22 protein-coding genes are annotated in these 22,854 nt (G+C 46.7%); 9 read left to right on the top strand and 13 right to left on the bottom strand.

Annotation, left to right across the window (positions count from 1 at the left end):
- Positions 1-91 precede the first annotated feature (91 nt).
- The 4 genes from QT992_RS11155 to QT992_RS11140 all read right to left on the bottom strand — a co-directional run bounded on the left by QT992_RS11155 (position 92) and on the right by QT992_RS11140 (position 4,570).
- Positions 92-934 (bottom strand): DUF1822 family protein, encoded by an 843-nt coding sequence (locus tag QT992_RS11155; protein ID WP_333343027.1) that lies wholly within the window; start codon positions 932-934, stop codon positions 92-94.
- A gap of 3 nt (positions 935-937) precedes the next feature.
- A complete protein-coding gene (locus tag QT992_RS11150; protein WP_333315524.1) occupies positions 938-1,636 on the bottom strand; it encodes a hypothetical protein in 699 nt (232 codons plus the stop codon).
- 377 nt (positions 1,637-2,013) lie between these two features.
- Positions 2,014-3,318: a precorrin-6y C5,15-methyltransferase (decarboxylating) subunit CbiE gene (gene cbiE / locus QT992_RS11145; protein ID WP_333343028.1), complete on the bottom strand. Its 1,305-nt coding sequence runs from the start codon at positions 3,316-3,318 to the stop codon at positions 2,014-2,016.
- A 511-nt stretch (positions 3,319-3,829) separates the two neighbouring features.
- Positions 3,830-4,570 (bottom strand): DUF1868 domain-containing protein, encoded by a 741-nt coding sequence (locus QT992_RS11140; RefSeq protein ID WP_333337712.1) that lies wholly within the window; start codon positions 4,568-4,570, stop codon positions 3,830-3,832.
- Between the two features lie 176 nt (positions 4,571-4,746).
- Between QT992_RS11140 and holA the strand changes: the two genes are divergently transcribed.
- Both holA and QT992_RS11130 read left to right on the top strand, forming a co-directional pair.
- On the top strand, positions 4,747-5,724 hold the full coding sequence (gene holA / locus QT992_RS11135) for a DNA polymerase III subunit delta (protein ID WP_333337706.1): 978 nt from the start codon (positions 4,747-4,749) through the stop codon (positions 5,722-5,724).
- 230 nt (positions 5,725-5,954) lie between these two features.
- A complete protein-coding gene (locus QT992_RS11130; RefSeq protein ID WP_333315528.1) occupies positions 5,955-6,944 on the top strand; it encodes a hypothetical protein in 990 nt (329 codons plus the stop codon).
- Between the two features lie 341 nt (positions 6,945-7,285).
- On the opposite strand, the gene QT992_RS11125 is transcribed toward QT992_RS11130, so the two are convergent.
- Both QT992_RS11125 and QT992_RS11120 read right to left on the bottom strand, forming a co-directional pair.
- Positions 7,286-8,320 (bottom strand): histidine kinase, encoded by a 1,035-nt coding sequence (locus tag QT992_RS11125; protein ID WP_333315530.1) that lies wholly within the window; start codon positions 8,318-8,320, stop codon positions 7,286-7,288.
- Positions 8,321-8,961: 641 nt separating this feature from the next.
- Entirely contained in the window at positions 8,962-10,368 is a 1,407-nt protein-coding gene (locus QT992_RS11120) for an S-layer homology domain-containing protein (RefSeq protein ID WP_333315532.1), read from the bottom strand.
- 69 nt (positions 10,369-10,437) lie between these two features.
- On the opposite strand from QT992_RS11120, the gene QT992_RS11115 reads away from it, so the two are divergent.
- The 5 genes from QT992_RS11115 to QT992_RS11095 all read left to right on the top strand — a co-directional run bounded on the left by QT992_RS11115 (position 10,438) and on the right by QT992_RS11095 (position 16,125).
- A complete protein-coding gene (locus tag QT992_RS11115) occupies positions 10,438-10,992 on the top strand; it encodes a hypothetical protein (protein WP_333337703.1) in 555 nt (184 codons plus the stop codon).
- Positions 10,993-11,477: 485 nt separating this feature from the next.
- Positions 11,478-11,960, top strand: coding sequence for a BON domain-containing protein (locus tag QT992_RS11110; RefSeq protein ID WP_333337701.1), 483 nt, complete (start codon positions 11,478-11,480; stop codon positions 11,958-11,960).
- Between the two features lie 398 nt (positions 11,961-12,358).
- Positions 12,359-13,579: a histidine kinase gene (locus QT992_RS11105; protein WP_333337698.1), complete on the top strand. Its 1,221-nt coding sequence runs from the start codon at positions 12,359-12,361 to the stop codon at positions 13,577-13,579.
- Between the two features lie 995 nt (positions 13,580-14,574).
- Positions 14,575-14,715, top strand: coding sequence for a hypothetical protein (locus QT992_RS11100; protein WP_333245709.1), 141 nt, complete (start codon positions 14,575-14,577; stop codon positions 14,713-14,715).
- Between the two features lie 348 nt (positions 14,716-15,063).
- Positions 15,064-16,125, top strand: a complete 1,062-nt coding sequence (locus QT992_RS11095) for a pentapeptide repeat-containing protein (RefSeq protein ID WP_333337695.1) — start codon at positions 15,064-15,066, stop codon at positions 16,123-16,125.
- A 147-nt stretch (positions 16,126-16,272) separates the two neighbouring features.
- On the opposite strand, the gene QT992_RS11090 is transcribed toward QT992_RS11095, so the two are convergent.
- Entirely contained in the window at positions 16,273-16,458 is a 186-nt protein-coding gene (locus QT992_RS11090) for a hypothetical protein (RefSeq protein WP_333337692.1), read from the bottom strand.
- A 57-nt stretch (positions 16,459-16,515) separates the two neighbouring features.
- Here QT992_RS11090 and speD point away from each other — a divergent pair, with 57 nt between their 5' ends.
- The gene (gene speD / locus QT992_RS11085) at positions 16,516-16,938 is read left to right on the top strand and encodes an adenosylmethionine decarboxylase (RefSeq protein WP_006633984.1); all 423 of its coding nucleotides are present in this window, start codon (positions 16,516-16,518) and stop codon (positions 16,936-16,938) included.
- Between the two features lie 84 nt (positions 16,939-17,022).
- Here the strand turns inward: speD and QT992_RS11080 are convergent, their stop codons facing one another.
- Positions 17,023-17,619 carry a hypothetical protein gene (locus QT992_RS11080; RefSeq protein WP_333337689.1) on the bottom strand — a complete coding sequence of 199 codons (597 nt, stop codon included), beginning with the start codon at positions 17,617-17,619 and terminating at the stop codon, positions 17,023-17,025.
- Positions 17,620-17,764: 145 nt separating this feature from the next.
- Here QT992_RS11080 and queF point away from each other — a divergent pair, with 145 nt between their 5' ends.
- On the top strand, positions 17,765-18,184 hold the full coding sequence (queF, locus tag QT992_RS11075) for a preQ(1) synthase (protein WP_006633986.1): 420 nt from the start codon (positions 17,765-17,767) through the stop codon (positions 18,182-18,184).
- Between the two features lie 37 nt (positions 18,185-18,221).
- Here queF and QT992_RS11070 read toward each other — a convergent pair whose 3' ends face one another.
- The 5 genes from QT992_RS11070 to QT992_RS11050 all read right to left on the bottom strand — a co-directional run bounded on the left by QT992_RS11070 (position 18,222) and on the right by QT992_RS11050 (position 22,418).
- Positions 18,222-18,419: a DUF2283 domain-containing protein gene (locus QT992_RS11070; protein ID WP_015178821.1), complete on the bottom strand. Its 198-nt coding sequence runs from the start codon at positions 18,417-18,419 to the stop codon at positions 18,222-18,224.
- A gap of 259 nt (positions 18,420-18,678) precedes the next feature.
- Complete coding sequence (locus tag QT992_RS11065) at positions 18,679-20,091, bottom strand: cytochrome c biogenesis protein (protein WP_333337686.1); 1,413 nt, start codon at positions 20,089-20,091, stop codon at positions 18,679-18,681.
- A gap of 318 nt (positions 20,092-20,409) precedes the next feature.
- Positions 20,410-21,141 (bottom strand): cytochrome c biogenesis protein CcdA, encoded by a 732-nt coding sequence (locus tag QT992_RS11060; protein WP_445251107.1) that lies wholly within the window; start codon positions 21,139-21,141, stop codon positions 20,410-20,412.
- Positions 21,142-21,349: 208 nt separating this feature from the next.
- Positions 21,350-21,643, bottom strand: a complete 294-nt coding sequence (locus tag QT992_RS11055) for a hypothetical protein (RefSeq protein WP_333315545.1) — start codon at positions 21,641-21,643, stop codon at positions 21,350-21,352.
- A gap of 58 nt (positions 21,644-21,701) precedes the next feature.
- Positions 21,702-22,418 carry a pentapeptide repeat-containing protein gene (locus tag QT992_RS11050; RefSeq protein ID WP_333315546.1) on the bottom strand — a complete coding sequence of 239 codons (717 nt, stop codon included), beginning with the start codon at positions 22,416-22,418 and terminating at the stop codon, positions 21,702-21,704.
- Positions 22,419-22,854: the final 436 nt, after the last annotated feature.

Here is a 22,854-nt window from a genome sequence, read left to right as displayed (position 1 = left end):
TCCCAATATATAGGCAAGCGAGCATGATACTCGCATTCCTAAAAAATGCTTTTTACCAAATGGGGAGGTTCTCAGTTTTTTGAAAGAATATTTAAGCTTTTGTTTCAACATCCCAAATTCCTGCTAATTTATTTAGCATTTTTTGGGCTAACTCTTGGATGTTGAAATCTGCGGAGAGAACTTTTTCTTCTCGACCAATTTCTCCCATAAAAGCCTGTTGTTCAGCAGAAGACTCAAGTATTTGATGATGAGGATTAATAGGAATACTAGCGACTAATACATCTGCTCCTGCATACCGCCATTTAATGGGTTTAGTAGTTCGGTAAATGCGCTCTAATTGAGCGATAATTTCTGAAAAATTTTGTGTTTCTAAGAGTTGTCGCACTTCTACGGCTACTGGATCGTCACTTCTCAAAAACTGATTTCCTAATTCCAGACGATAGAGATGATCGATCAGATCATCTAAGTTTTGGAGTTCGGCAATCTGGATCTGGCTTGGCAATGCAGAATTATCCAGTGATGGGGTAAATCCTAGCAGTTTTCCTGAGTCTAATTTTTCCCCAAATTCAACTATTACATAGCCGATTCTGTCTTCTCTGGCTGCTGGTGGAACTACGATCGCACTTTCTCCAAACCAAACCGGGCGGCATTCTAATTTACCCATCCCTGGTAACACCAAATCAGCAATATCCCACTGGGCACGGACGACAGGATGCCAACTATCGCCTTGAATTAAATCGGGTTCGTAAGCTTGCCATTTGAGGTAACTATAGACAACATAAACTGCTAAAGTATTCACATAAACTCGTTTGGCAGCCTCATGCTTTGTCAATTCAGGAGCGAGTTGCAGAGTTTCGGCAGCAAATTTTCGAGCGGTGCGGTGAGCATCAGTACCTAGTGGAACTGTCAATAGCGTTGGGTTTGTGCTTTGCATAATTTAATCCTCTCTTGTGTATCCTAGCTCTAATGCGATCGCTTGGAGCAAGGGGCGACAGTTCCTTTCCCAGTGTGATTTTAGAGTTTGGTAGTTGATGTTAAATTCTTTGGCGATCGCAGTAAACTTGTCAGGCGTGGTTTTAAACAGTACCTTTAATGTGAGAACTTGACAGTTACACTCTGGATGATTTTTAGGATGACAGGAGCGAAATTTCCCATCGGGGTCTTCTTGGACGTATTGTTCTAGCTGTTGAATAATATTCTGATAATTTTCTTGCTCTAAAAGTGCTATGTAGCCATCCAAACCACTGCGGGTAGGAGTATAAAAACTTGTTTCTGAAAGCAAATCCAGCAACGCGGTTTCAGTATCTGAGCTTCCTATGGGGGCATCTAAACTGTAGGTGGGCGGTTGAGAAGGTAAATTCAAATCCTTAATGCGCCACTCTAGGTAACTATTTATCCATTGTCGCAGTCGTCTTGACACATTCGGATCGCTAAGCTTGAAGTTCGAGCAAATGCTTTTGTTCACCCATACCCAGGTTTTATTTAAGGCGTCTAAATAATCGGGATGTGCAGATCGCAGTAGTCCGGGAAGTTCCTGTAGTTCGGCTAGCAATCGGTTCATCGCTTTGCGCCTTTGGGAGCTGTTTTGGGGATACTCGCATACCTCCTCAATTAGTTGGCGCAGCAGTTGATCCATGGGTGTTAAATTAATTATTTGAGTTCTAAACTCATTGTTGCACCGCTTGGATATTCTCCGCTAACCAGAGGATGCTCTGTGTTCTGCGTGCACCCAAAAGTTAGAGTTATATCATGTCCGATCGATTAACCATAATATCCCGGTCGGGGCGGGTTTTTGAGATTGTCCATTATTGGCAGGTATTGTTCGTGAACCCGCCCTTACAAAAATCGCGGCCGCTCGACTAGACATGATATTATATCAATTGCCGTTTGCACTCCTTATGACTGTTAATTGTTGATTCGGTGTCGCCAAACTGAATGATGCTTGAGTGTTGAATGTTGACTCGATTGTACGCCTGACTCCCCAAGCGCGGATTTGATATGACAGATTTCAGATTAATTCAAGTGTCGATCGATCGTCACAATCGAAACCGGCCGCAACGCATCAAAACGAGTTGAATTACCCCCAGCCACAGAACGCGATAACTGCACTTGCACAATTCGGTAACTCCAGTGCGGTTCCCGGCGCACCCGATCGCCCATCCAGCTCAAAACAGTAGCAATATCCTCAAAAGCATCCAAAGCCAGGACGATCGAGCCTCCAGGGAGCAGCCGCAGCGCGCAAACGCCCAAAATTTTAGTCAACCCTCCCCCACTACCGCCAATAAAAATCCGGTGCGGAGGACGCAAGCGGTGCAAGATTTCCGGGGCAGTTCCGTTAATCGAGAACACATTTTGCAGCCCAAAACGGCCGTAGTTGAACTCGATCGCAGAAGTACCAGAAACCGTTTTTTCGATCGCGTACACCTCAGACTGCGGGAATAAACGAGCAATCTCGATCGACACAGAACCATTACCAGCACCCACATCCCAGACAACTTGTCCCGGTTGCAAAGCCAATTGTGCCAGCACCAACACCCGCACTTCCCGTTCAACCGTCAAACCCGGCTTGTCGCCACAACCGATAAAAGCTGCATCCGGTATTCCCAACAAAGGCAACTTTTCCAAATCCAAAGGTTCCGTCCCCGCCGGGGACTCCCGCAGCATCACAACCACGCTCAGCGGTGCAAAAGACTCTCCCAGCAAAGCTGACAGAGACTTGCGGCTTACCCGTTCCTGGGCCGCCCCCAAATTTTCGCAAACCCAAAACTCGTAGCGTGTAGGCAAATCTAGAGCTTTCACCAAATTTGCCAGTACAGCCGGAGTATGAGTTTCGTCGGCGAGCACCGCAATTTTCTCGACACCGAGTTTGAGTTTTGCCGTCAGTTCCTCAAAATAACGTCCTTGAGAGCCAACAAAATGAGCGTCTTGCCAAGGGATTTGCAAGCGGTTAAAAGCCAACTGCACAGAACTGACGTGGGGGTGAAAACTCAATTTTTCTGCCGGCAATTGGGCAATTAACAACTTTCCCCAGCCGTAGAACAGCGGGTCGCCGGCCACTAAAATTACGATCGGTCGATCGCGGGGTTCCACCGTCTCCCCAGAGGGATATAATTCGGGTTCAGTCGCCCACCATCGCCGAATTTCCAGAATTGCTTCGGTCAAATCTTCCAACGCCCAGCGCTCTCCGTCGTGCTGGGGAAAATAGCTTAAATGGCGCTCGCTGCCTATTAGCAGAGCCGCCATTTCTACAACCTGCCGCGCCGATTCGCTCAGCCCAGCAGCTCCATCTAAACCTATACCAACAACGTTTACTGTCACTTTTCAAGCAAAAAGTAAAAAACCAGAATTACTGATTTTTCCTGGTTTTTCATAAATTTTTTCCTTGACTTTAATGTCAAACAAAAATAATTAAAGCATGTGAACAAACCTGACGGTCAACTGAGTACAGTTACACCGAAGGCTTCTTTTTCCTTTTTTTCAAAGGCTTTTTATAGTGAGGTAGTTCCACCCCCACTTGCTAATATAGTATCAGAGTATTTCCCGATCGTATTGGGGTATAAAAGAATAATTGTCGGTTCCCGTAGCGAAACCCGACGAGCCTTTCATCACGCGGGCGTAATTCCCAACGGGTACGGGGCACAGCGCTCTGATTAATCCCCTCTAAATATACGCCCGGGACTTCCCGGCTGGTAGTTAATAGGCAATATCCTGACTATGGTCACAGGGGAGAGAGGGAGAGGGGGCGAGAGAGTGGGAGATGGGGAGAGTGGGAGATGGGAAAAAATCTTCCTTCTTCCTTCTTCCCTCTTCCCTCTTCCCTCTTCCTTCGTTAAAACTCAAAAACAGGCCATTCCGGTTGCCGGAGATAGGTGGTCATGTCGTCAAACTTCCGCAGTTCCACTCGGTTTACGGACAGTTCTTGCGGCGTGTCCAGCCATTGCTCGTTTAACTCTGACAGCAAAGCGCACAAGCGAGCGCGGTCAAGGTTCGGCCCGATGTCCCCAAAATAACCCAGAGTAATGTGTGCCGTGAAATGATATTGCTGTTCAATTCCCAAAGCCATTAAATCGGGATTTTGATAGATCGATCGGCGAAACTCCAGAATTTGCTTGTAAGAGTTTTCGTCCGTCGGTGCCAAACAAACACCCACAGCTCTAGTCATCACCATCAACCCCAGCACTATCCAGCGAATGGGAGCGCCGCCCGCCAAGGGTTTGCAGGCGGCAAAACGATCGGCCATGCGCGAGCGCAGTTGCTCCTCAAATTCGGGATTTTTATCAGAGGCATCTCGAAAAGCGCTGCTCCAAATCAAATCGGCTACGGTTAAATGGAAGGTATCAGGAGGCAGTGCCACGATCGCACCCTCCGCTATTTCCTGCAATAGCCGTTGTTGGCTCGAGTGCAAATTACTATAAAATGCAGCATTTTCTGCATCTTCCCCCGCAGGGGGCGTAATCACGGAATAACCTGGAAAAGGTACAGGATTTCTCCGGCCTGCTTCGTCGGGCTTAAATTTTGGAGATTCCTGAATGTGTTCCACCTGGGACTTGTAGGAGTCCAGCAGCGTCATTCGCGCCACCCGATTTACGTAAGCTTGATAAGTATCATCCAATCTTGATTTCCTCGCGGTGACATACTCCCACACCAAATTTTATATTATGGCGCGGGCTTCCAACAGCCCAATTCAGGATATGTTGGACAAGCCTCGCCTGCAACTCGGATTTTTTTTGCTAGTGAGCGTTGATTATGCAAATTTACCTGTTTTGGGGAGAAGACGACTTTGCGATGGCGCAGGCTGTGACAAGTTTGCGGCAAACAGTCCTCGACCCCAACTGGGCTAGTTTTAACTATGACAAAATTATTGCCGATTCCGCCGGAGCTGTGGTCGAAGGGCTCGATCGAGCCTTAACCCCGCCCTTCGGTACCGGCAGCCGTTTTGTCTGGCTGGCAAATACGACTGTAACGCAGCAGTGCTCTCCTGAACTGTTAGCACAATTTGAACGAACACTGCCAGTGATTCCCCCTACCACCGTGCTGCTGCTGACATCCGTCAAAAAACCCGACAGCCGGCTCAAGTCTACCAAGTTAATTTCCCAGTCCGCCCAAGTGCGGGAATTTTCACCGATTCCGCCTTGGAATGACAAAGAATTAGCCCAGCGGGTGCGCCAAGTCGCGGGCGAAATGAACGTAAAATTGACAGCCACAGCGATCGAACTTTTGGCCGAATCCATTGGCAGCGATACCCGCCAGCTATACAGCGAACTCGAAAAATTGCTGCTGTTTGCGGGCAACCGCAGCCAACCTCTGAACCCGGAGGAAGTTGCCGCACTGGTGCACTGTCACGCCCAGAATACCTTCCAGCTAGCCGATGCGATTCGCGAGGGCAATACCTCCGCCGCTTTGGATTTATTGGCAGGCTTAACTGGCCGCAGCGAGCCTGGTTTGAGGATTGTGGCTGGCTTGACTGGTAAGTTTCGGATTTGGCTGTGGGTAAAGGCGATGATCCAAGCGGGCGATCGCGATGATAAAATTGCTCAAGCTCTAGAACTCGGCAATCCGAAACGAGTATACTATTTTCGTCAAGAAGTCAAGAACGCCAGCTTAGAAAAACTGCAAAAAAGTTTGCCCTTGCTGCTAGAGTTAGAAGCTTCTTTAAAGCGGGGCCGGGAAGAAATCTCAACCCTGCAAACCAAAGTTATAGAACTTTCTAGCTTGTTTCGCTGATGCGCGACAGGGCACAGGATCGGCCCCTTACTGTAAATTTTTACAACAAATTTCTTTCTTCGGCTATGTGCTTGATGCCGGCTCGCAGGCCAAAAGGTCAATAGATACTAGAAATACTCTCAGAATGCCAAATTAGAAGTTAATGTGGTAAATAAATATTGTCCGCCGAATGCCGATCGGTTAATATTATTTGCCGGCTCTCCACCCCCCCCCAAAAAAGAGCGCTACCCATGACACAACAGAACCCGCGGGAACTGCTCAAGCAAGGCGATCCAAAAGCGATCGCATCTAGCATCAACCGTACACTCAAACCCAAAGGCATCAACGCCGATGTGACGCGGGACAACGGCTGCCTCCACATAACTCTGGAGGCAGACAAAGTACCGGATCAAATGGTATTGGTCGATTTCATCCGCACCGGCATGACGAAGCTGGGACTCGAATCAATTCACACTGTAAAGGTTTACGGGCGTCGAACAGGTGACGGTGAGCCTGCGTGGGAAGATGAAATTGATCTGATGCCTGCGGATTCAATGCCTTACCCCTTGGATAGTGGAATGCCTGACGACTCTGTAGGTTTAGATGATGTCGAGCCCGAAGAGGAAGACTATTATCAAGAAGGAGAATTCGATCGAGATGACGACGAGGAAGACGAAGACGAAGACGAAGATCAAGCCCCGCCTCCGAAAAAACAATTTCCCAAATGGGTAATACCTGTGGGTATCTTAGTACCTCTGGCGGCGATCGCAGGGCTTTTCTTTACTAAAACTTTCCCCTTCGGCGACTCGAACCCAGAACCGATAGCCCCCGAAGCTGCTTCCCCTTCCCCGAAACCCGCATCTCCCCCTTCTAAAGCCGCCGCATCCTCGACCGCCGCATCTCCGGGCACCCCACAGGCAGCCTCCCCTGCACCAAAACCCGCTCCCACTGCGGCTGCGCCAGCAAGCCCAGCTCCAGCTTCTCCTGCACCAAAACCCGCCGCGCCTAAGCCTGACTCTTGGAGGGCAGCCGTTAACACAGCTCAGAAGGCAGCAATTTCGGCCCAGACGGCTCAGTCTCAAAATGAGTGGATCGCAGTAGCAAGCGAGTGGCAGCAAGCGGTTAAGCTCATGAGAGCCGTACCGTCAACCAGCCCGAACTATCAAAAGGCTCAGCAAAAAGCGGCAGAGTATCAGGCTAATCTGATTGTTGCCAACCGCAGGGCGGCAGCAGCGCCTTAAGAGTTTTGATTGGAATACTAAATGTGCTAAAAGTCAAAAGTCAAAAGCCAAAAGTAAAAAATCTTTTTTTACTCCCAGCTTTCTTACTTTTGACTTTTTTCAATTTTAGTGACATATTCATACACCAACTAAGTAAATTATGGCGTAGGCTTCTCAGGGACTCCTCAAAAGCGCATAGGACATTAACTGTTAAATCAATTCTTTCTTGGTAGTTTACTTTGATATAATAATCCTTAAACTCTAAGATCATTGCAGCATATTTGTAGGAACTGGTATAACTCAACAAATACAGCAACAACCGGTTTATCAAAGAAACCGGGTTACTAAACACAGAGCTTGGGTTAAATGTGTTCTTCCCCTTGATTAAAGCGCTGAATTACTTGACTTTCTTCGACCATAACAATAGCATCATTGGGAATATTGAGGATACCTGTAAATTGATCTTGACTTGCTTTCACAGCTTGTTCTTTATTTTTGTATTCGGCGATCTCGTGCTGTAAATTGTCAATAGTCTGTTGAAACCGAGTGGCTTGTCTGAGCATTTCTTGTTCGGAAAAGTCCAGCATTTGCATCAAATTGGCAACTTGATGTTCCAGTAATTGGGTTTCGCCAAAATTGTTATTTGTAACAAAGCTTGTAGGATTTTCTGAATAGTCAAAAACACTTTGTTTGTCGGGCATGGACAATGCAGTTTTGACACTAAGTGCCAAATCTTTAAACATTTCAGCCGTGCTGTGGGGAATTTTAACTTTGAGGAACATCACTACCGCAAACACACTTCCTGACGGCAGAAGTCCCCCAAATCCCAAGACAGACTTGACTTGGTAGGGGATAATTAAGGAATTTTGCTCAGGAATAAAGGGGCTGCCTTTTGCCTCTGATACGTGAAAAATATTTAATACTGCGGGCTCTAATTGCAGGAACCTTTCTCGCTCAATTCCGAGGAATGTAGGAATGTCTAAACCAAACTGCCGGATTATTTCCGAAATCGCCGGCATTTGAGCCACTAATTTGGTGCTAACTAATGGAATAGCTGTATTTTCTGCTGCTGTGTGCCGAGAATTCCACTGCGGTTCTGTGCCTGCGGCTGCTAGCAGAGTCCAACATTTCATGTCGGCGGCGGGGGAATTGCCCTTCATCAAGCGGCGCGCAGATTGTTGCAATGAGTCTTCTAATTCCCCGTAGGGATGAGTTTTGAACAAACGCACTAAGGCACAGGTATTTTCTCCAGTTTGCGAATCGCAAAAATGTCGGTAAATATAGTTAACAATCTTCTGGCTGCTGGCTTCCATACTAGCAGTATTTCTACCTAAATGGCGCAGGACTAAGCTGCATTTCGCCATGTCTTGCGGGGTAAATAAGGTAATATCGTACATTAAAAAATGCTCTCCAAGAGCTCAAACACTGTTTTTCATTTATCGTTAAGGCCGCTAAGCCATCCGGAATCCTAGGGAGAGTTTTCAACAAAGTGTTATATCAAATCCGGTAGCATCGGAATTATTCCTCTCTGTATTCTCTCCCTCTGCGTTCTCTGCGCCCTCTGCGGTTAAATCATTCCGATACAACCGGAAACGATATTAGTTAAAATATGTAGAAAATTTGCCCGCCAAATGCAGCGGTTGTATGCCAGGATACAGAAATTAAGATTAAAAAAAATCTATCCCCTAGGGTAGGCCACAAGGACAGAAAAGCCGATGTATAATTTATGGAATAATTTTTTACGATGACTCGCCCATAGGAATTAAAGAAACAAGGTTTTTCAGCGGATATGCCTCGCGTTGTATTGGGCATTTTCGTAGATAAAAGTCGGTTTCTGGGTCAGCCATCTTCACAGAAATCCTTGAAACTCAAGCGGCAATTTTTGTGGCGGGCGATCGCACGCCGATTCATCAAAAATTGGTACAATTTCGTCAGTCTGGGACGCAGAAAGCGGGTTTTGTTACAGAGAAAAAACCCGGTTTCTTTGTTTTGGCTAAGTAGATGCTGTGTTCAAAACTTTTAACTACCCCAAAAAACTCTACTCAGCAGGTGGAGACTTTGCTTCCAGGGCATCTTTAGCAGACAATCCCTGATCTTGAACGCCAAAATACCACAAACTAGCAGCAGCTTCGGCGCGAGTCACTGATTTCTTCGGCTGAAACAGAGTAGTAAAACCAAAAACGCGGCGAATATTCGCCAAATCTCCATTGTTAAAATCAGCTAAAACTGCCCGCGACGCCTGGGAATCAATTTTAGAAGCATCTTGAAAACCCCACTTTTCTTTCACTCCGTCAATGTTAGCTGTCGGTAAAACTTGACGACTATCTAAAGGCACTTTCCAGAGAATCATTGTTTCGCGAGTTAAAGGTGCATCCGGGCGAAATTTCACATCTTTAGTTTCTCCAGAAAGCGAACTCGGAATTACACCTGCTTCTGCTAAACCTTGAATTGCTGAAAAATCCGGGTCTGTTTTGGGTACGTCAGAAAAAGCCGGTTCGCTAGAGTCTACTGCTAATCTAATTTGTTTGGCTTGACGGCTAGCATAAATCTGATTGTTAGCTGCTACTAACCAGCGGGCGTATTCGCGGCGAGTGATAATTTTGTTGGGTTTGGGTAAAGTGCTGCCAGTTTCTAAATTAGCACTTTGTGCCGCTCGCACTTTTAGCACTTCCAACTGACTTAAATCTGCCACATACTGCCGCAACTGTTGAGGAATTTGGCTTTCTTGTTCGCTAACTTTTGCTGATTTTGGCGAGGCGGATGGTGTTGGAGTAGTTCCCTCTGAATTAGATGGAGTTGGTGAAGCGGTTGGAGATGCGCTAGACTCGGAATTATTAGGTTGGGGACTGGCGGCAATTTCGGGGCTTTCTTTGCTGTAGTCGATCGCAAATTCTGTAGAACCCCCTACTTTCTGAGTAGGAGAAAGCGACACTGTTACCCGTAAATTATCTCGCGTTGCTACCAAAGAACCTTGTCCCTCGGCGGTGGGGCGGCTGACTATTTCCCAGTTGCGACGCCCAAACTCTGTGGAGTAAAAGTTTTGAACCGAATTAACCGGATCTGTGCTTTCCCAGCGCAGCCGCACATTTTTTGGCGACGGATCTGTTTGCCCACTAACTTCGATTAACTCAGCATTAGGATAGAGTGGAATCTCTGTTGGGAAATCGGGAGGAAGTTTGGCGGTAGAGTTTGTCTCAATTGCTGTCGCTGGTGGCGGGGAAGAGAAAACCACTGGATTTTGTTTTAATGTCGGATCGGCGGCTAAAGATTCTTCGAGTGCCTTGCTGTTGGGGCTGTTTGCACAAGCTGTGACAGCAGCCAGCAGACACACAGCTAGCCAAGTATTTACAGCAGCGAGTATATTGGTTTTACTGGTTTTACTGGTTTTAGCTGGCGATCGCCCTTGAGAGTTGCGTCGCTGTGGAGTAAATATAATATTCAGCATAAATCCCCCCTTTGCGGATATATTTCTAGGCTAGCGCAGATCGATCGGGCAAATATATTTCTTAACCAAATGAAATTTCTGTATTTACTTCTAGTTACTGCTACATTACTTGTCTCGCCTCTCAAATTGTCCCGTCCCGCTGCATCTCAACCAGCCCCGCTGCGGACAGCCATTCAGACGCCAGAGTGGCAGCCATTTTGCTCAGCGATGGGTCAGTTTGCGATCGATATGCCGGGAAATCCCAAAATTAATTCCGAAATTTTTTCAAATCAAATTATTGCTCATACATACCGATCGAACTTAAAAAATAAAGAAACTTATTTGCTTCAATACTTTGACCTAGATTTTCGGCTAAGGAACAATAATATCAATAATATCAGAATTACTTTAAATAATGCCGTTGATTTATTTGTAGTGGGAGCGAATGCTAAATTGTTGCAAGTGCGGGATATTTCCCTCGGAGGCTATCCGGGAAAAGAGTTTGAGTTTCAGCCGCTTTCCCCCACTGAACCGATAGGTGTGGGCCAAGTCTTTTTGGTGGAAACGCGCGTTTACGGGCTGGTAGCCACTACCCCAGAACCAGAAAATGCTCAAAAATTTCTCGACTCTTTTCGTTTGTTTTGAAGCAGGAGGTTCGGCAACGAGCAGTGTATGGGATTTAACGGATTTAATGGATGGATGTTGGGGGAAGAAGTCCCAGGTTCGAGGTTCGAGGGAAAAATTTGTTGGGAGTGGCGATCGCATTTATTAATAAAACTTACGCCTTTAAACTTGGTTCCTAGGAAAATATTGGCTTGAGCAACGAAAAATGGCTTCATCTACCAGGTTTCTGAGGAATAATGCGGTCAAAACTCATTAAGTTAAATGTGACTGAAGACCTTATTTTGTTTTTTGTACTCTATCTAACGGCATAGATAAATTTTACACCCGTGGAGCGATGTAGATACTTCCTCAAGTTTATATATTTGATATAAGGATTTTTAAATCGCAGAAAGCACAAATAAAGATGCTGTCTTGATCCATCTGGCTCCCATCTGGCTCCCATCTGGCTCAACGAAGGCAGGGAAGTCAGGCTCATCGAAAGCTTACCCGGAGGGTATTAACCTATTATGAACAAACTAACACCAATTCTCCTCAGCGGCATCCTATTATTTGGAGCTGCTGCTTGCAGCGAGGGGGCTAAAACTAGCGCTGATGCTCCTAATACTACCACAGAAAATACCACTACCCCGCCCCCTGCCGAGACAGTTCAAAAAACTCAGGGTGACGCAACTAGCGATATTCGCAAAGCACAAGCAAATTCTGATATCAGGGCCAGAGAACAGCGCAACAATGTGACGGGTGGCGATGCCATAAGAGCCGATGGCGACCTCCAAAGTGAAGTACGATCGAAGTTAGAAGTAAACATCACTAAAGGTCAGCTAACTGTTGATGCAAAAGACGGGGTTGTCACCGTAGGTGGCACAGTTCCCAATCAAACTGATTTAGCTAAAATTGAGCCGCTAGCTAAAGAGATTAAGGGTGTCAAACAGGTGAATGTGACGGCTGTTGTCGCCCCTGCTGCACCCGCATCGCCTAGCAGCAATCAATAAATTAGCAGGAAGAATTGCGAGGGAAAGAAGGGAAAAGGATGTAGTTATCTAGGAGAGAAGTCTGAGGGAAGAGGGTATAGTTGGGCATTGTAAGATTGCTGGCGGAGCGGATTGCAACGCTTAGGTGACTCTCTAGGGAGAGTGGGGTTTTAAGTGAAAGAGTGTAAATTGAATTTTAAATTCACGAACTCAAAACTCGCGCAATACCTGCAACTTCCCCTTCCCAATTTCCGATTTCCCATCCCGGACAATTAGTTGGAAACCAACCTGAAGATAGAGCGGGAAGTTATTCCCAGCGACCGATGAAAATTGTTGGGAAAAAATGACTAAATGTGATTGATGGCAGAGCATAAATTCTGTGGTTGTGTAAAAGTAGTATATTTTTCAGGAGAAAAAAAATGGCTTTAGGTCAACACAAGCGAGCTGTAGGAGCATTTTCTAATTACCGAGATACGGAACTAGCCCTGATGGAACTGCAAAGTACCGGGTTTCCGATGAATAAAGTTTCGGTAGTTGGGGAAAATCTCGATCGCAGCGAAATTGCCGGCGCTAGCACTGGTACTGGTAAGGGTACCGACGACAAAGTGGGCGGCGGCGCCAAAGCAGGCGCGACAGCGGGAGTCGTGACGGGCGGTTTGATTGGGTTACTCGGAAGCATTGGAGCGCTAGCGATTCCGGGAGTGGGCCCGGTGATGGCGGGGGGTGCGATCGCAACTCTGCTGGCAGATACTGTAATCGGAGGCGCGATTGGGGCAGCAGCAGGCGGTTTGGTAGGCGGTTTGGTCGGTTTGGGAGTTCCCGAAGAAAAAGCTAAAGCTTATAACGATCGCGTCTCGCGTGGAGAATATTTGGTATTCATAGAAGGAACAGATGCCGAACTTGCCACAGCCGAAGGAATTATGAGCGTGCGGGGCATTCAGGATTGGGGCATTTACGATGTGCCTGCAGACACCGGCCGCAGAGCTTCGGGCCGCCAGAAGCGCGCCGTGGGAGTATTTTCAACCCGCCGCGAGACGGAACACGCACTGGGAGAACTTAGAACTGCCGGTTTCGACATGGATCGGGTTTCGGTGATCGCTAAGGATGCTGAGTCTAAAGGGGACATCGCAGGCATTGACGTGCACGGCAGCGCGGACAACAAATCCGATGAAGGGGCCACAAAGGGCGCACTCACAGGTGGTACTTTGGGCGGTTTGACAGGCTTGTTGGTAGGTCTGGGCCTAGTGGCAATTCCGGGAATCGGGCCGATTATGCTGGCAGGAGCCTCAGCTACGGCGATCGCCACTACACTCGCCGGTACGGCTTTGGGTGCGGCAGCAGGCGGCTTGATCGGAGCTTTAGTCGGTATGGGAATTCCCGAAGAGGAAGCTAGAGCATACAACGATCGCGTGGCAAGAGGAGATTACTTGGTACTGGTTGACGGCAGCGAAGCAGAAGTCGCTAAAGCTGAAACCATTCTGAGCCGCGGAGGCATTCAGCATTGGAACACCTACGACTATAATAATCCCAGCGTCGATAGCGCTCGGGCTGATTACGGCGCACCTGGCACTCCAGGGGTTGATACTACCGCTGGTGTTTACGATCCAACTTATGGCACTACCGGCCGGCCTCTGATTTAATACTTCAGAGTTTGTTTGAGTATTGTTTCTACTTCCGGCAGGGTAGTCGCACTCGCGCACTCGGATTGTGGAAAGCGATCCCACCAACACCGGCCACCTAGCGGTTTTACGCTTCGTCGGTAAAATTATCTCAAAAGTCGGCTTTTTCTCTGAAAGCCGGCTTTTGTTTTGTTCTGAAAACTTAAAAAAGCCACCTGTCAAAAGTTTAATTTTGATTAGGGGCCCAGTCCGTGAGCTGGGCTTGGCGCCGGAGGATCGATCGCTTCCCTGAATTTTTTCAGCCGAAATCTGCACCGATTTTTGAGTCTGTAACACTCACTACAGCTCGATTGCAAACCCTGCTGTATTATGAAATTAGATGACATAAATTACAGCAGATATTGCCCAGTTAGTCAAAGAGCGACTATCTTTAATTATGGGGTGTCTAATTTCACCAACTTATACAGGTGAAGTAGCCAGCCCCGCGCGCCCAGAAATGCCTGCCGTGGTCGGTAAATATTAGAAGAATAATATTGTCAGATCCTTCGGGCAAGACTTAGGCTGGTCATTAGTTGGCTGTAGCAGCAGACTTGCCTTTGGCAAAACCTGCTACAGGAATACAGTTTTTCTGGGAATGCCTCAGCGAAACATTTGAGAAGCCCAGGAACAGCTTTTATGTCCGAGCGCGTCTGGTGTAGGGTGGTCTGTTAATTAGAACCGCAAGCGCTCATGGATCGAGTAAAGATTGACAGCAAGCACAGCAGCGCGGGAGCACAATGGCTCGCGGCGTCTTTTTTCGCGAAATCTCAGGCTCAGGGCAGCGTATTGTTTGCTTTGCCTGCGACTCGCTCAGCACTCCGAGGGAAACAGCCTTCCTGTTGGATTTCACTGGCGCGCAGCACAGTGGGGGGAGGTGAAACTAGCTGAGCTGACCGGGCTCTGCTTTCATGGGAGATGGAAGATAGAAGGCACTTATGTAGAAGGCATTTGGGGTTGAAGCTCCGATATCTTGTTTCTTGATTGCACTCATAAATTCGATCGCCAGTACCAGCAATTTTTCCGGTCAGAATGCGGCGCGGATGCCGCCAGCAATACCCCAAATATTCGATCTATCTTTACAAGAGCGATCGACAACTTCTCGGTATTTTGGTAATTAGTTAGCAGGTAATATTAGTGGTTAGCAGTTAGTATAAATACAACTAACAATTAACAACTAACATCAACGGCTAAATAATTACTAGCCGAATAATACTTACAGGACTTACAGGCGGCGAGAAACGCGATTTTTTCATAACTTCCGCGCTAGCCAACCTCAGATTATACCAGAACCCTGTTTATTTTCGTAAATTATAACTAGGAGAGCAGGGTGATGGTAGGAATCAAGCAGTTTTGACAATTGTTAATGTGGCCGTATTAGTTTAAAAAACTGACTGGCAAACACGATAGTACAAACTTTCACACAACATAGAACATCGAGAAATTAAGGAAACTCACTCAATTTTTTTATGAATTTCACTGAACTTTTAAGTGCCGATGAACTTTTAATTAGACATAGAAACGGGGAACGAGATTTTCGAGGGGCTAACCTCATTGCAGCTCATTTGAGTGAAGCTAATCTCAGTCGAACAAATTTGAGCAACGCTAATTTGAAAGGTGCCAACTTAATTAGAAGCAAACTGATTGGTGCTAATTTAAACGCCGCCGACTTGAGCGGGGCTAATTTGTCTAAGGCGAAATTAATTGAAGCTAACCTGGGGAGTTCTAGTTTCACTGGAACTGTGGCGATCGGCGCAGATTTTAGCGGCGCCAATCTCAGTGGAGCAATATTGTCTCAGGCTGACTTGAGCAAAGCTGTGATGACGGGAGCGAGTTTAGTAGGAGCTTGTTTGCTAAGCGGCTCGAAACTCACTGAGGCTAATTTGAGCGGGGCGACGCTGAGCCGAGCAATTATGAGCGGGGTTGATTTAAGCAGAGCAAATCTGACGAGAGCGATTCTCAGCGAGGTAGATTTGACCGGGGCGAACCTGAGCGGAGCAACTTTAACTCGGGCTTATCTCAATCGCGGAAATCTCAGCGGCGTCAATTTGGTTGGGGCTTGCTTGAGCGAAGCAAGTCTGCGGGAGGCTTCTATTAGCGCTGCTAATTTAAGCGGTGCTGACTTGAGCGGTGCTGACTTGCAATCGGCCAATCTAAATGGCTCTAATTTGAGCGGTGCCGACTTGCAGGGAGCTAATTTGAGTAAAGCTAATTTAAATGGTTTGATTCTGCACAATGCGGATTTGAGGGCTGCGAATTTGAACAAAGCTTCTTTGCGGGGAGCTAACTTGTGCGGTGCAAATTTGGCAGGTGCTAGCTTGCTGGAAGCGGATTTGCGGGGGGCGAATTTGAGTCACGCCAATTTGTCGGGAGCCGGTTTGCTGCTGAGTTCTCTGACAGGGGCGAATTTGACAGGAACTAATTTGTCGGAGGCTAATTTGATTGGGGCCAGCTTGAATGTGGATAATTTGAATGAAGCAGCTTTGGGCGGGGCGATTTTGCCGAATGGAGCTACTCACAGCCGTGATTGATCAGTTGATTAACCATAATTAATTAGGTCAATCTCAACAAAACCGAACACCGAGAAACCCGATTTTTGTATGGGCGGTGCCCAGAGTGCCGGCCCTTCCGGGTTTCTAGCCTCTCCATCGCCCGGAGCTGATTAAGGCGGTTGAGCTTTAACCCAATTCTACGGAAAGCCGATTTTGGCAGGAAATGCAGGAAACATCGATCGCCCCGCTCAAACTCCAATCGAACTCAACCTGCACTCGGTCAGGGCCAAAGCGCCCCAAAAAACCCGGTATCCTCGCGCTCATCGCTATTTGGGAAATATTTTGGGAATTTACTTGAAAATTTATGGACACCGTGCTATGGTTAAAAGGTTTGAGACTTAAAAATCAATAGAGGTAAAACCCCGCAGAATGAAACAATTGGGAACCCATCTGGTCGCTGATGCTTGGCAGTCTCCTGGAGACCTGCTTAACGATCCTGAACGTATCCGCCGCGCTATTCTCGATGCGATCGAAGCCGGAGGAGCTACTCTCATCGATTTGTGCGTACACCAGTTTAGTCCTCACGGAGTGACAGCTACTGCTACTTTGGCAGAGTCCCATATAGCAATCCATACTTGGCCTGAACACGGTTATTTTGCCGCAGACTTATTTTTCTGCGGAGCCGGCGACCCTCACCGAGCCATGAAGGTGCTACAGACAGCTTTGGAAGCTAAACAGGTAAAACTCACTGAGTTCACGCGCGGTTTCGAGCCAGGGGTGGGAATTGTAGGCTCTGCTTGTGAAGAGCAGTATGCCCCTCGTTCAGTAGAAACGAGTGCCGCCAGAGGATGATGGCCAATTAGCGTAACTTTGAACAATTTATGCTAGGTTTTGTTTAAAATCCCACGGCTTGAGCCGTGGGATTCTTGTTGGAATTTACTTTTTCATTAATAAGGGGCGGACAACTAAATAACCTGCACCGAAAGCTGCAATCACAATCAGAAAAATCGCGATCGCCAACCACAATCCGCTTAAATCTGAGGCTTTTTTGGGTTGAGAGCGCACGCGGTAAGGAGTTTCCGGCACCTCTGTAAATAATTTTTCGGGAAGTGGCTGCGGCATCGAGGGGACTGTTGGCTCCGGTTCCGGTAGGGGGAAGGGGAAAGCCACTGTCTGAGGTGGTTGAGGTATGGCAGAGTTAGTCTGCGAGGTTACAGGTGGTGGGGGCGGAGGTTCAATGCTGAAATTGAATTTGACTGACGGCATTTGAGGCATCCCTGTCTGGGTGACGCTCTGAGCCGAGTTGACTACTTGCTGTAACTGTTGGGATACTTGAACTACTGTTTCTACTTCTCGCCGCAGTTGTTGATTTTGTTGGACTAATTGCTGATTGTGGGTTTTGAGGGAGTCCACCATCGCTTGGGCTGCTTGCAGCTCTGCCGTGACTTCTCGATAGAGGGAAATCGGTACCGATGGAGAGTAACTATTTGAGTTTTCGGGGGAAGTATTGTCAGATAAGGTAGTATTTTGCATAATTGTAGATGGCGAGGGTGAACTTGTTTTAGTGTAGCCTGAGACTATTTGCAATTAGATCGATCGCAACACAATTCGTCAAGATATTTGTTACAGATATTGAACGTTAATTTAATTTAATGTTACAAGTTTTTAGTCGATCGCTATGAACAACTACGCACCGGAACAAACTATGTCGCAAAAGTCAAGCACCGAGGAAATGAAATACGGCGAGCGCCAGATTTTGGAAGGGGAGTTAATTACTTTCCCGAATCCGCGAGTCGGGCGGCGCTACTCGATTAACATTACGTTGCCAGAGTTTACTTGCAAGTGTCCATTTTCGGGCTATCCCGATTTTGCGACAATTCACGTTACTTACGTGCCCGACGAGCGGGTGGTAGAGTTAAAAGCGCTGAAACTGTACGTTAACAGTTATCGCGATCGCTACATTTCTCACGAAGAATCGATCAATCAAATTTTAGACGATTTTGTGGCCGCTTGCGCGCCGCTGGAAGCGACGATTAAAGGCGATTTTTCGCCGCGCGGGAACGTGCACACTGTGATTGAGGTGTCGCATCAGAAGTAGGTGAAGTCCCTGTGAGTGTCCGCCCGCTTGAACTGCTTTAGCGGGTAGGTATCTCATCGGAGAGAGATTCTAATGACATAAATTGTTTGACATTTAATATTTCAATCAACACCAGTTCTCCGCTGCTAGAATAGTGCAGAATCATGTTTCCTTCATCTTCGGCATAGGCGATCGGGCAATCGGAAATTTCGATCAGCATCGCATCTACATCGGGGCTGTATCTAATCTTTTTCATATCTTGACTTTCTAGAATCTCTTTAGTAATGCGTGTTAACTGAACTCAATCCTTTTTAGGATCGCGAATTAAATAATTTACACTCTTGAAAGTGGGGAGTAGGGGTTGGGCGTCCCGCCCGCCCTTTCTGGACGGGCGGGACGCCCATCCCACAAGAACCATCAAAATTGTAAGTTATTTAATTCTCATTCCTTATCACATTTATTTCCTGTTTAATTATCCGTTTTTCACCTGGTGTAAGGTGCAGCGCACCCTACGGTTAGTTTTGATTCGCTAGAGAAGTCGGCGCTATTTCGCTCTTTTCTTCCTCTTGTTTCGATTCTGCCAACTTGTCCAAAATCTCCACAACTTCTCTTTCAAAACTCACCTGAGCGCGATTAGTTCGCCCGCCGACGTATAGTTTGCCGTTGGTTTCCAAAGCCCAAATCTGCGAGTGAGACAGATAGCTCATCAGCACACTGAGCATCAGCAACCCGAAGCCAGTATAAACGATCGGAATACCCGGATCGGCTTTAATTTGCAATCCCGTACTGCCTACAACTTCGTCAATTGTCAGCATGACTCCGTTAACTTCTACCGCCGTTCCTGCGCGAACTGTAGTTAACAATTTGCCATCCGTACCGTACACTAACATTGTGCCTTGCAAGTCTTTTGCTAGCAGAGAAACTCCCGCACTCAAATCGGGTTTTGTCGGAATCCAAGCTCCCCAAATTCTGCCTTTACCTTGAGTGTCTAGCTGAGCCATTGGCAATTGTAAAACCGGGCTTTTGTTGAGGCGAACTCGCACGGCGGCTATTGCCCAATCTGCTTGATAAAAAGTGACTCCCCGATATCTGAGGGGCTCGTTAACGTGAATGGTTTTGCGATCGACCTCTTGGCCTGTTTTGTCCAAAACTGACAGGTCAGAGTAAAATTGGTCGATGCCGCCTTCGGGAGTATAATCAATCCAGAACCGATTAACTCGCATCGACCAATCCTTCGGTATTTGCGGCCCGGCCCAAGGCCCCGCATCTAAGATATTCTGCACCTGAAATGTTTCGCCGCTGGGAACAATTTCTTGACCGAGAAATCCCGTCATTGCGCCCCATATCGACCCAGTTAAAATAATTAGCATACTGGCGTGAACAATAATCGGGCCGATTTTGCCAATTATTCCCTTGCGGGCATAAACTTTTTCGCCTTCTCGAAATATGCGGTAGTTTTTTTGCTGCAAAAGTGGTTCTAACGAACTTAAAGCAACTGTTTCTAATTCCGCACTGAGAGCTAATTTTTCAAACTGCTTTGGTTCTTCATAAAATTTCCAGCGGCGGGCGGCTTTTAATGCGGGAAATTGTCGGGTAAATGTACAAGCTGTTAAGCTGCTGCCGAACAAAATTAAGATTGACAAAAACCACCAAGTGCGGTATACGTGGTCAAGTCCTGCAATTAGCACAACTTTCCAAGTTAGGAAGCCGAACAAAGCAGGGTGTTCGGGATAGTTAGATTGGTAAAAGGGTACTGATTGGCCTTGTTCGATGACGGTGCCGGAAATGCTGAAAAATGCGATCGTCAGCAGCAAGATAATTGCCAGCCGCAAATCTGCTAGCACCGGCAAGATTTCTCGCTTGAAAAACCTTTGAGGGGCAGTCGCCCAGTTTGAGAGTTTTGATAGAAATACTTCTTTTGATGTCATTGGTAATTATGGAGGAAGTTCGGCAACGGATTTTGTAACGGATGTAACGGATGTCAGCAAGTTCGGCAACGAAGCAGTGTACAAGATGTAACGGATGGCACAAGGGAGAAGGAAGAAAAAAGAGGGAAAAACAAAAGATGAACAAAATATTATTATGTTTATTGAAAAAGTCTCAATCAATTTTGAATTCTTTCTCTTTTCTTTCTTTCTTCCTTCGTGTTTTTCGCGTCTTCGCGGTTCGTTAAAAAAAACTTAATTCACGCATTCCGTAGTGATTGCTATCTCTCTAAATAAGGGCTGAAGTCCTTACAACGAAACTTACGCGGGCAGTATCCGGGAAAGCAGGGAGAAAACGCCAAATCCTACTAGCAAAACGCCGCTAACAGGCGTAATCCAACTCGACCACCGACGCAATTCTAACAACTTTTTAATGCTAGCAGTGAAAGTACCTGCTATAATCAGCGGAGCGACGTAGCCCGCCGCGTAAAACAGCAGCAACACACCACCTAAAACTGTATCTCCCGTTTTGGAAACCCAAGCTAAGAGGGTAGCTAAAACCGGCGTGCTGCAGGGAGACGCTACTAAACCAAAAGTTAAGCCCAATAAGTACGATCGCACGCCCGCCGGCAAATCTTTCGGCACCCACCCCACAGCGTCGAAAGACGGCAGTTGCAAGGGTAAAGCTTCGAGTAAATTCAGCCCCATTAGAATAGCAATAATGCTGACAAGAATCGGCAAACCCACGCCAATTTTCCCGTAAACTTGTCCGGCAAATGATGCTACAATACCTAAACCCGCAAGGGTGGTGGCTAATCCCAGGGAAAACCACGCAGACTGGGCGGCAGCTTGCAGGCGGCTTTTTGCTTCGTATCCGCCGATGTAGCCGATCGTGATCGGCAACATTGAAAGCATACAGGGCGTTAAGCTCGTTAGCAACCCTGCCAGAAAGATGACTCCGACGCTGACTAAACTGAGGTTTGTCAGTTGAGTATTTACTAAATTATTAGCAAATTGTGCGAGTTCGTAAAGTTGAGTTTGCAGGGTTTCCATCAGTCGATTTTAGATTTTAGATTTTAGATTTTAGATTGACTTCACAGCCCATCGATTTTAGATTTTAGATTTTAGATTATTAGATTTTAGATTGACTCCACAGCCCATCGATTTTAGATTTTAGATTGACTCTACAGATGAATCTGGGAGTTTAAACTAAATATCTAATTTTTTTGCTCTTCAGGACTCCTGTCGGGGGCTTGTAGCCCTAGGCAGGTGACTTCAGGTTCGGGGGTGTTCTGGCTTTGTTGAAAATTGTAACAGATGCGTGCAGGTTCGGTTTGAGATTTAAGATTTTAGCGATATTTACTGGTTGGGAGTTGAAAGGTCGATCGCACCCTGGTTTAAATTGATATCTTGACAGCATCCTCAACAAGCTGTTGGCAATGGGCGCAGCTTGGGAGTTAAAAGGTCGATCGCACCCTGGTTTAAATTGATATCTTGACAGCATCCTCAACAAGCTGTTGGCAACGGGCGCAGCTACACCCGATAATTCATGCACTGCGAAATCAGCCCGAAAGCCTGTTGTTGAAATTATTCAAGCAGACTTTAATTTTACTCTACTGTAAATTCAAGCTACTTTCTTCATTAATAGACCCGTCCGGCATTATTGCCCCTGCCAGCACCGCACCTCTGAGATTTGCTCCCGTTAAGGTAGCGCCTTCTAAATTAGCATTGCTCAAATTTGTGACTTGTTTGGAACCTCGGAAAAAGAAGCTGTGCAAGTCAGCACCTCTCAAGTTACTGTCGGCTAAATTAGCATATTGCAAGTCAGCACCGTGCAGCGTCGCATCCGTTAAATTAGCTTGGGTAAGATTGCTTCCCCAAAGTCGAGAATCTAAGACATTAGCATCTTGTAAATTGGCGCGGCTCAGATTTGCTAAAGTCAGATTAGCATCCCACAACTTCGTGCCGTTGAAATTAGCTTCCGTCAAATTGGCTCGACTGAGATCCGTGCCTAAAATATCAGCATTTGCTAAATTAGCGCTACTGAGGTCTGCACCAGAAAGGTCAGCATTTTTTAAGTTAGCACCGGACAAATTAGCACCGGACAAATTAGCGCCGGACAAATTGGCTTCTTGGAGATTAGCTGCCCGCAAATCGACAGCGCTCAAATCGCATTGCTTCCAGAGAAAGCTGACGCACCAATTATCTTTTAATAGGTGACTCAAATCCTCCGCATTCGCGGCCATCACAGGAGGAGTTAAGTAGAGAGTGAACAGGACGATCGCCAATACGGCCGCGAAGAAAATTTTCAACCTCATAACTCTTTTCATTGACACTAATTTGCGCCATTAATTATTGATGTCTAATCAAAGCATAGCAAATAATCTGCAACTTTCCTCCGCAAGATTACTCAAAAATATTAGTAATTTGTGGAACAGGCCGGAAAGCCTGTTCTTGAGAATGGTGCTCTGGGCGTGAGTAAAAACCGGGTTTAAGATGGCCGTGTTCGATGGACAAATCCCGATCGAATATCGCTACAAAGTAATACTTGCTGCGGGCAGTTGCGATCGCTCCCCCAGGGGCCTACCTGCAAACAATCCCCGTAGGAACTGCTCAATATGGGAAGAAAGAAACCGCCAAGCTAGCCTAAAAACCTTATATTTAAAGGGTTGTAGACGCATTTGTTCTGAATTGCGATCGTCATCACTAACTAAGCCCAACTTTCATCACACAATTCAAGCCCCAGCATCACAAAATCTCATCAAA

It is taken from the genome of Microcoleus sp. T3_D1 (genome assembly GCF_036700405.1).
Lineage (GTDB): Bacteria > Cyanobacteriota > Cyanobacteriia > Cyanobacteriales > Microcoleaceae > Microcoleus.
Note: the sequence above shows the minus strand (reverse complement) of the source record. Positions and strands in the feature narration are given on the sequence as shown.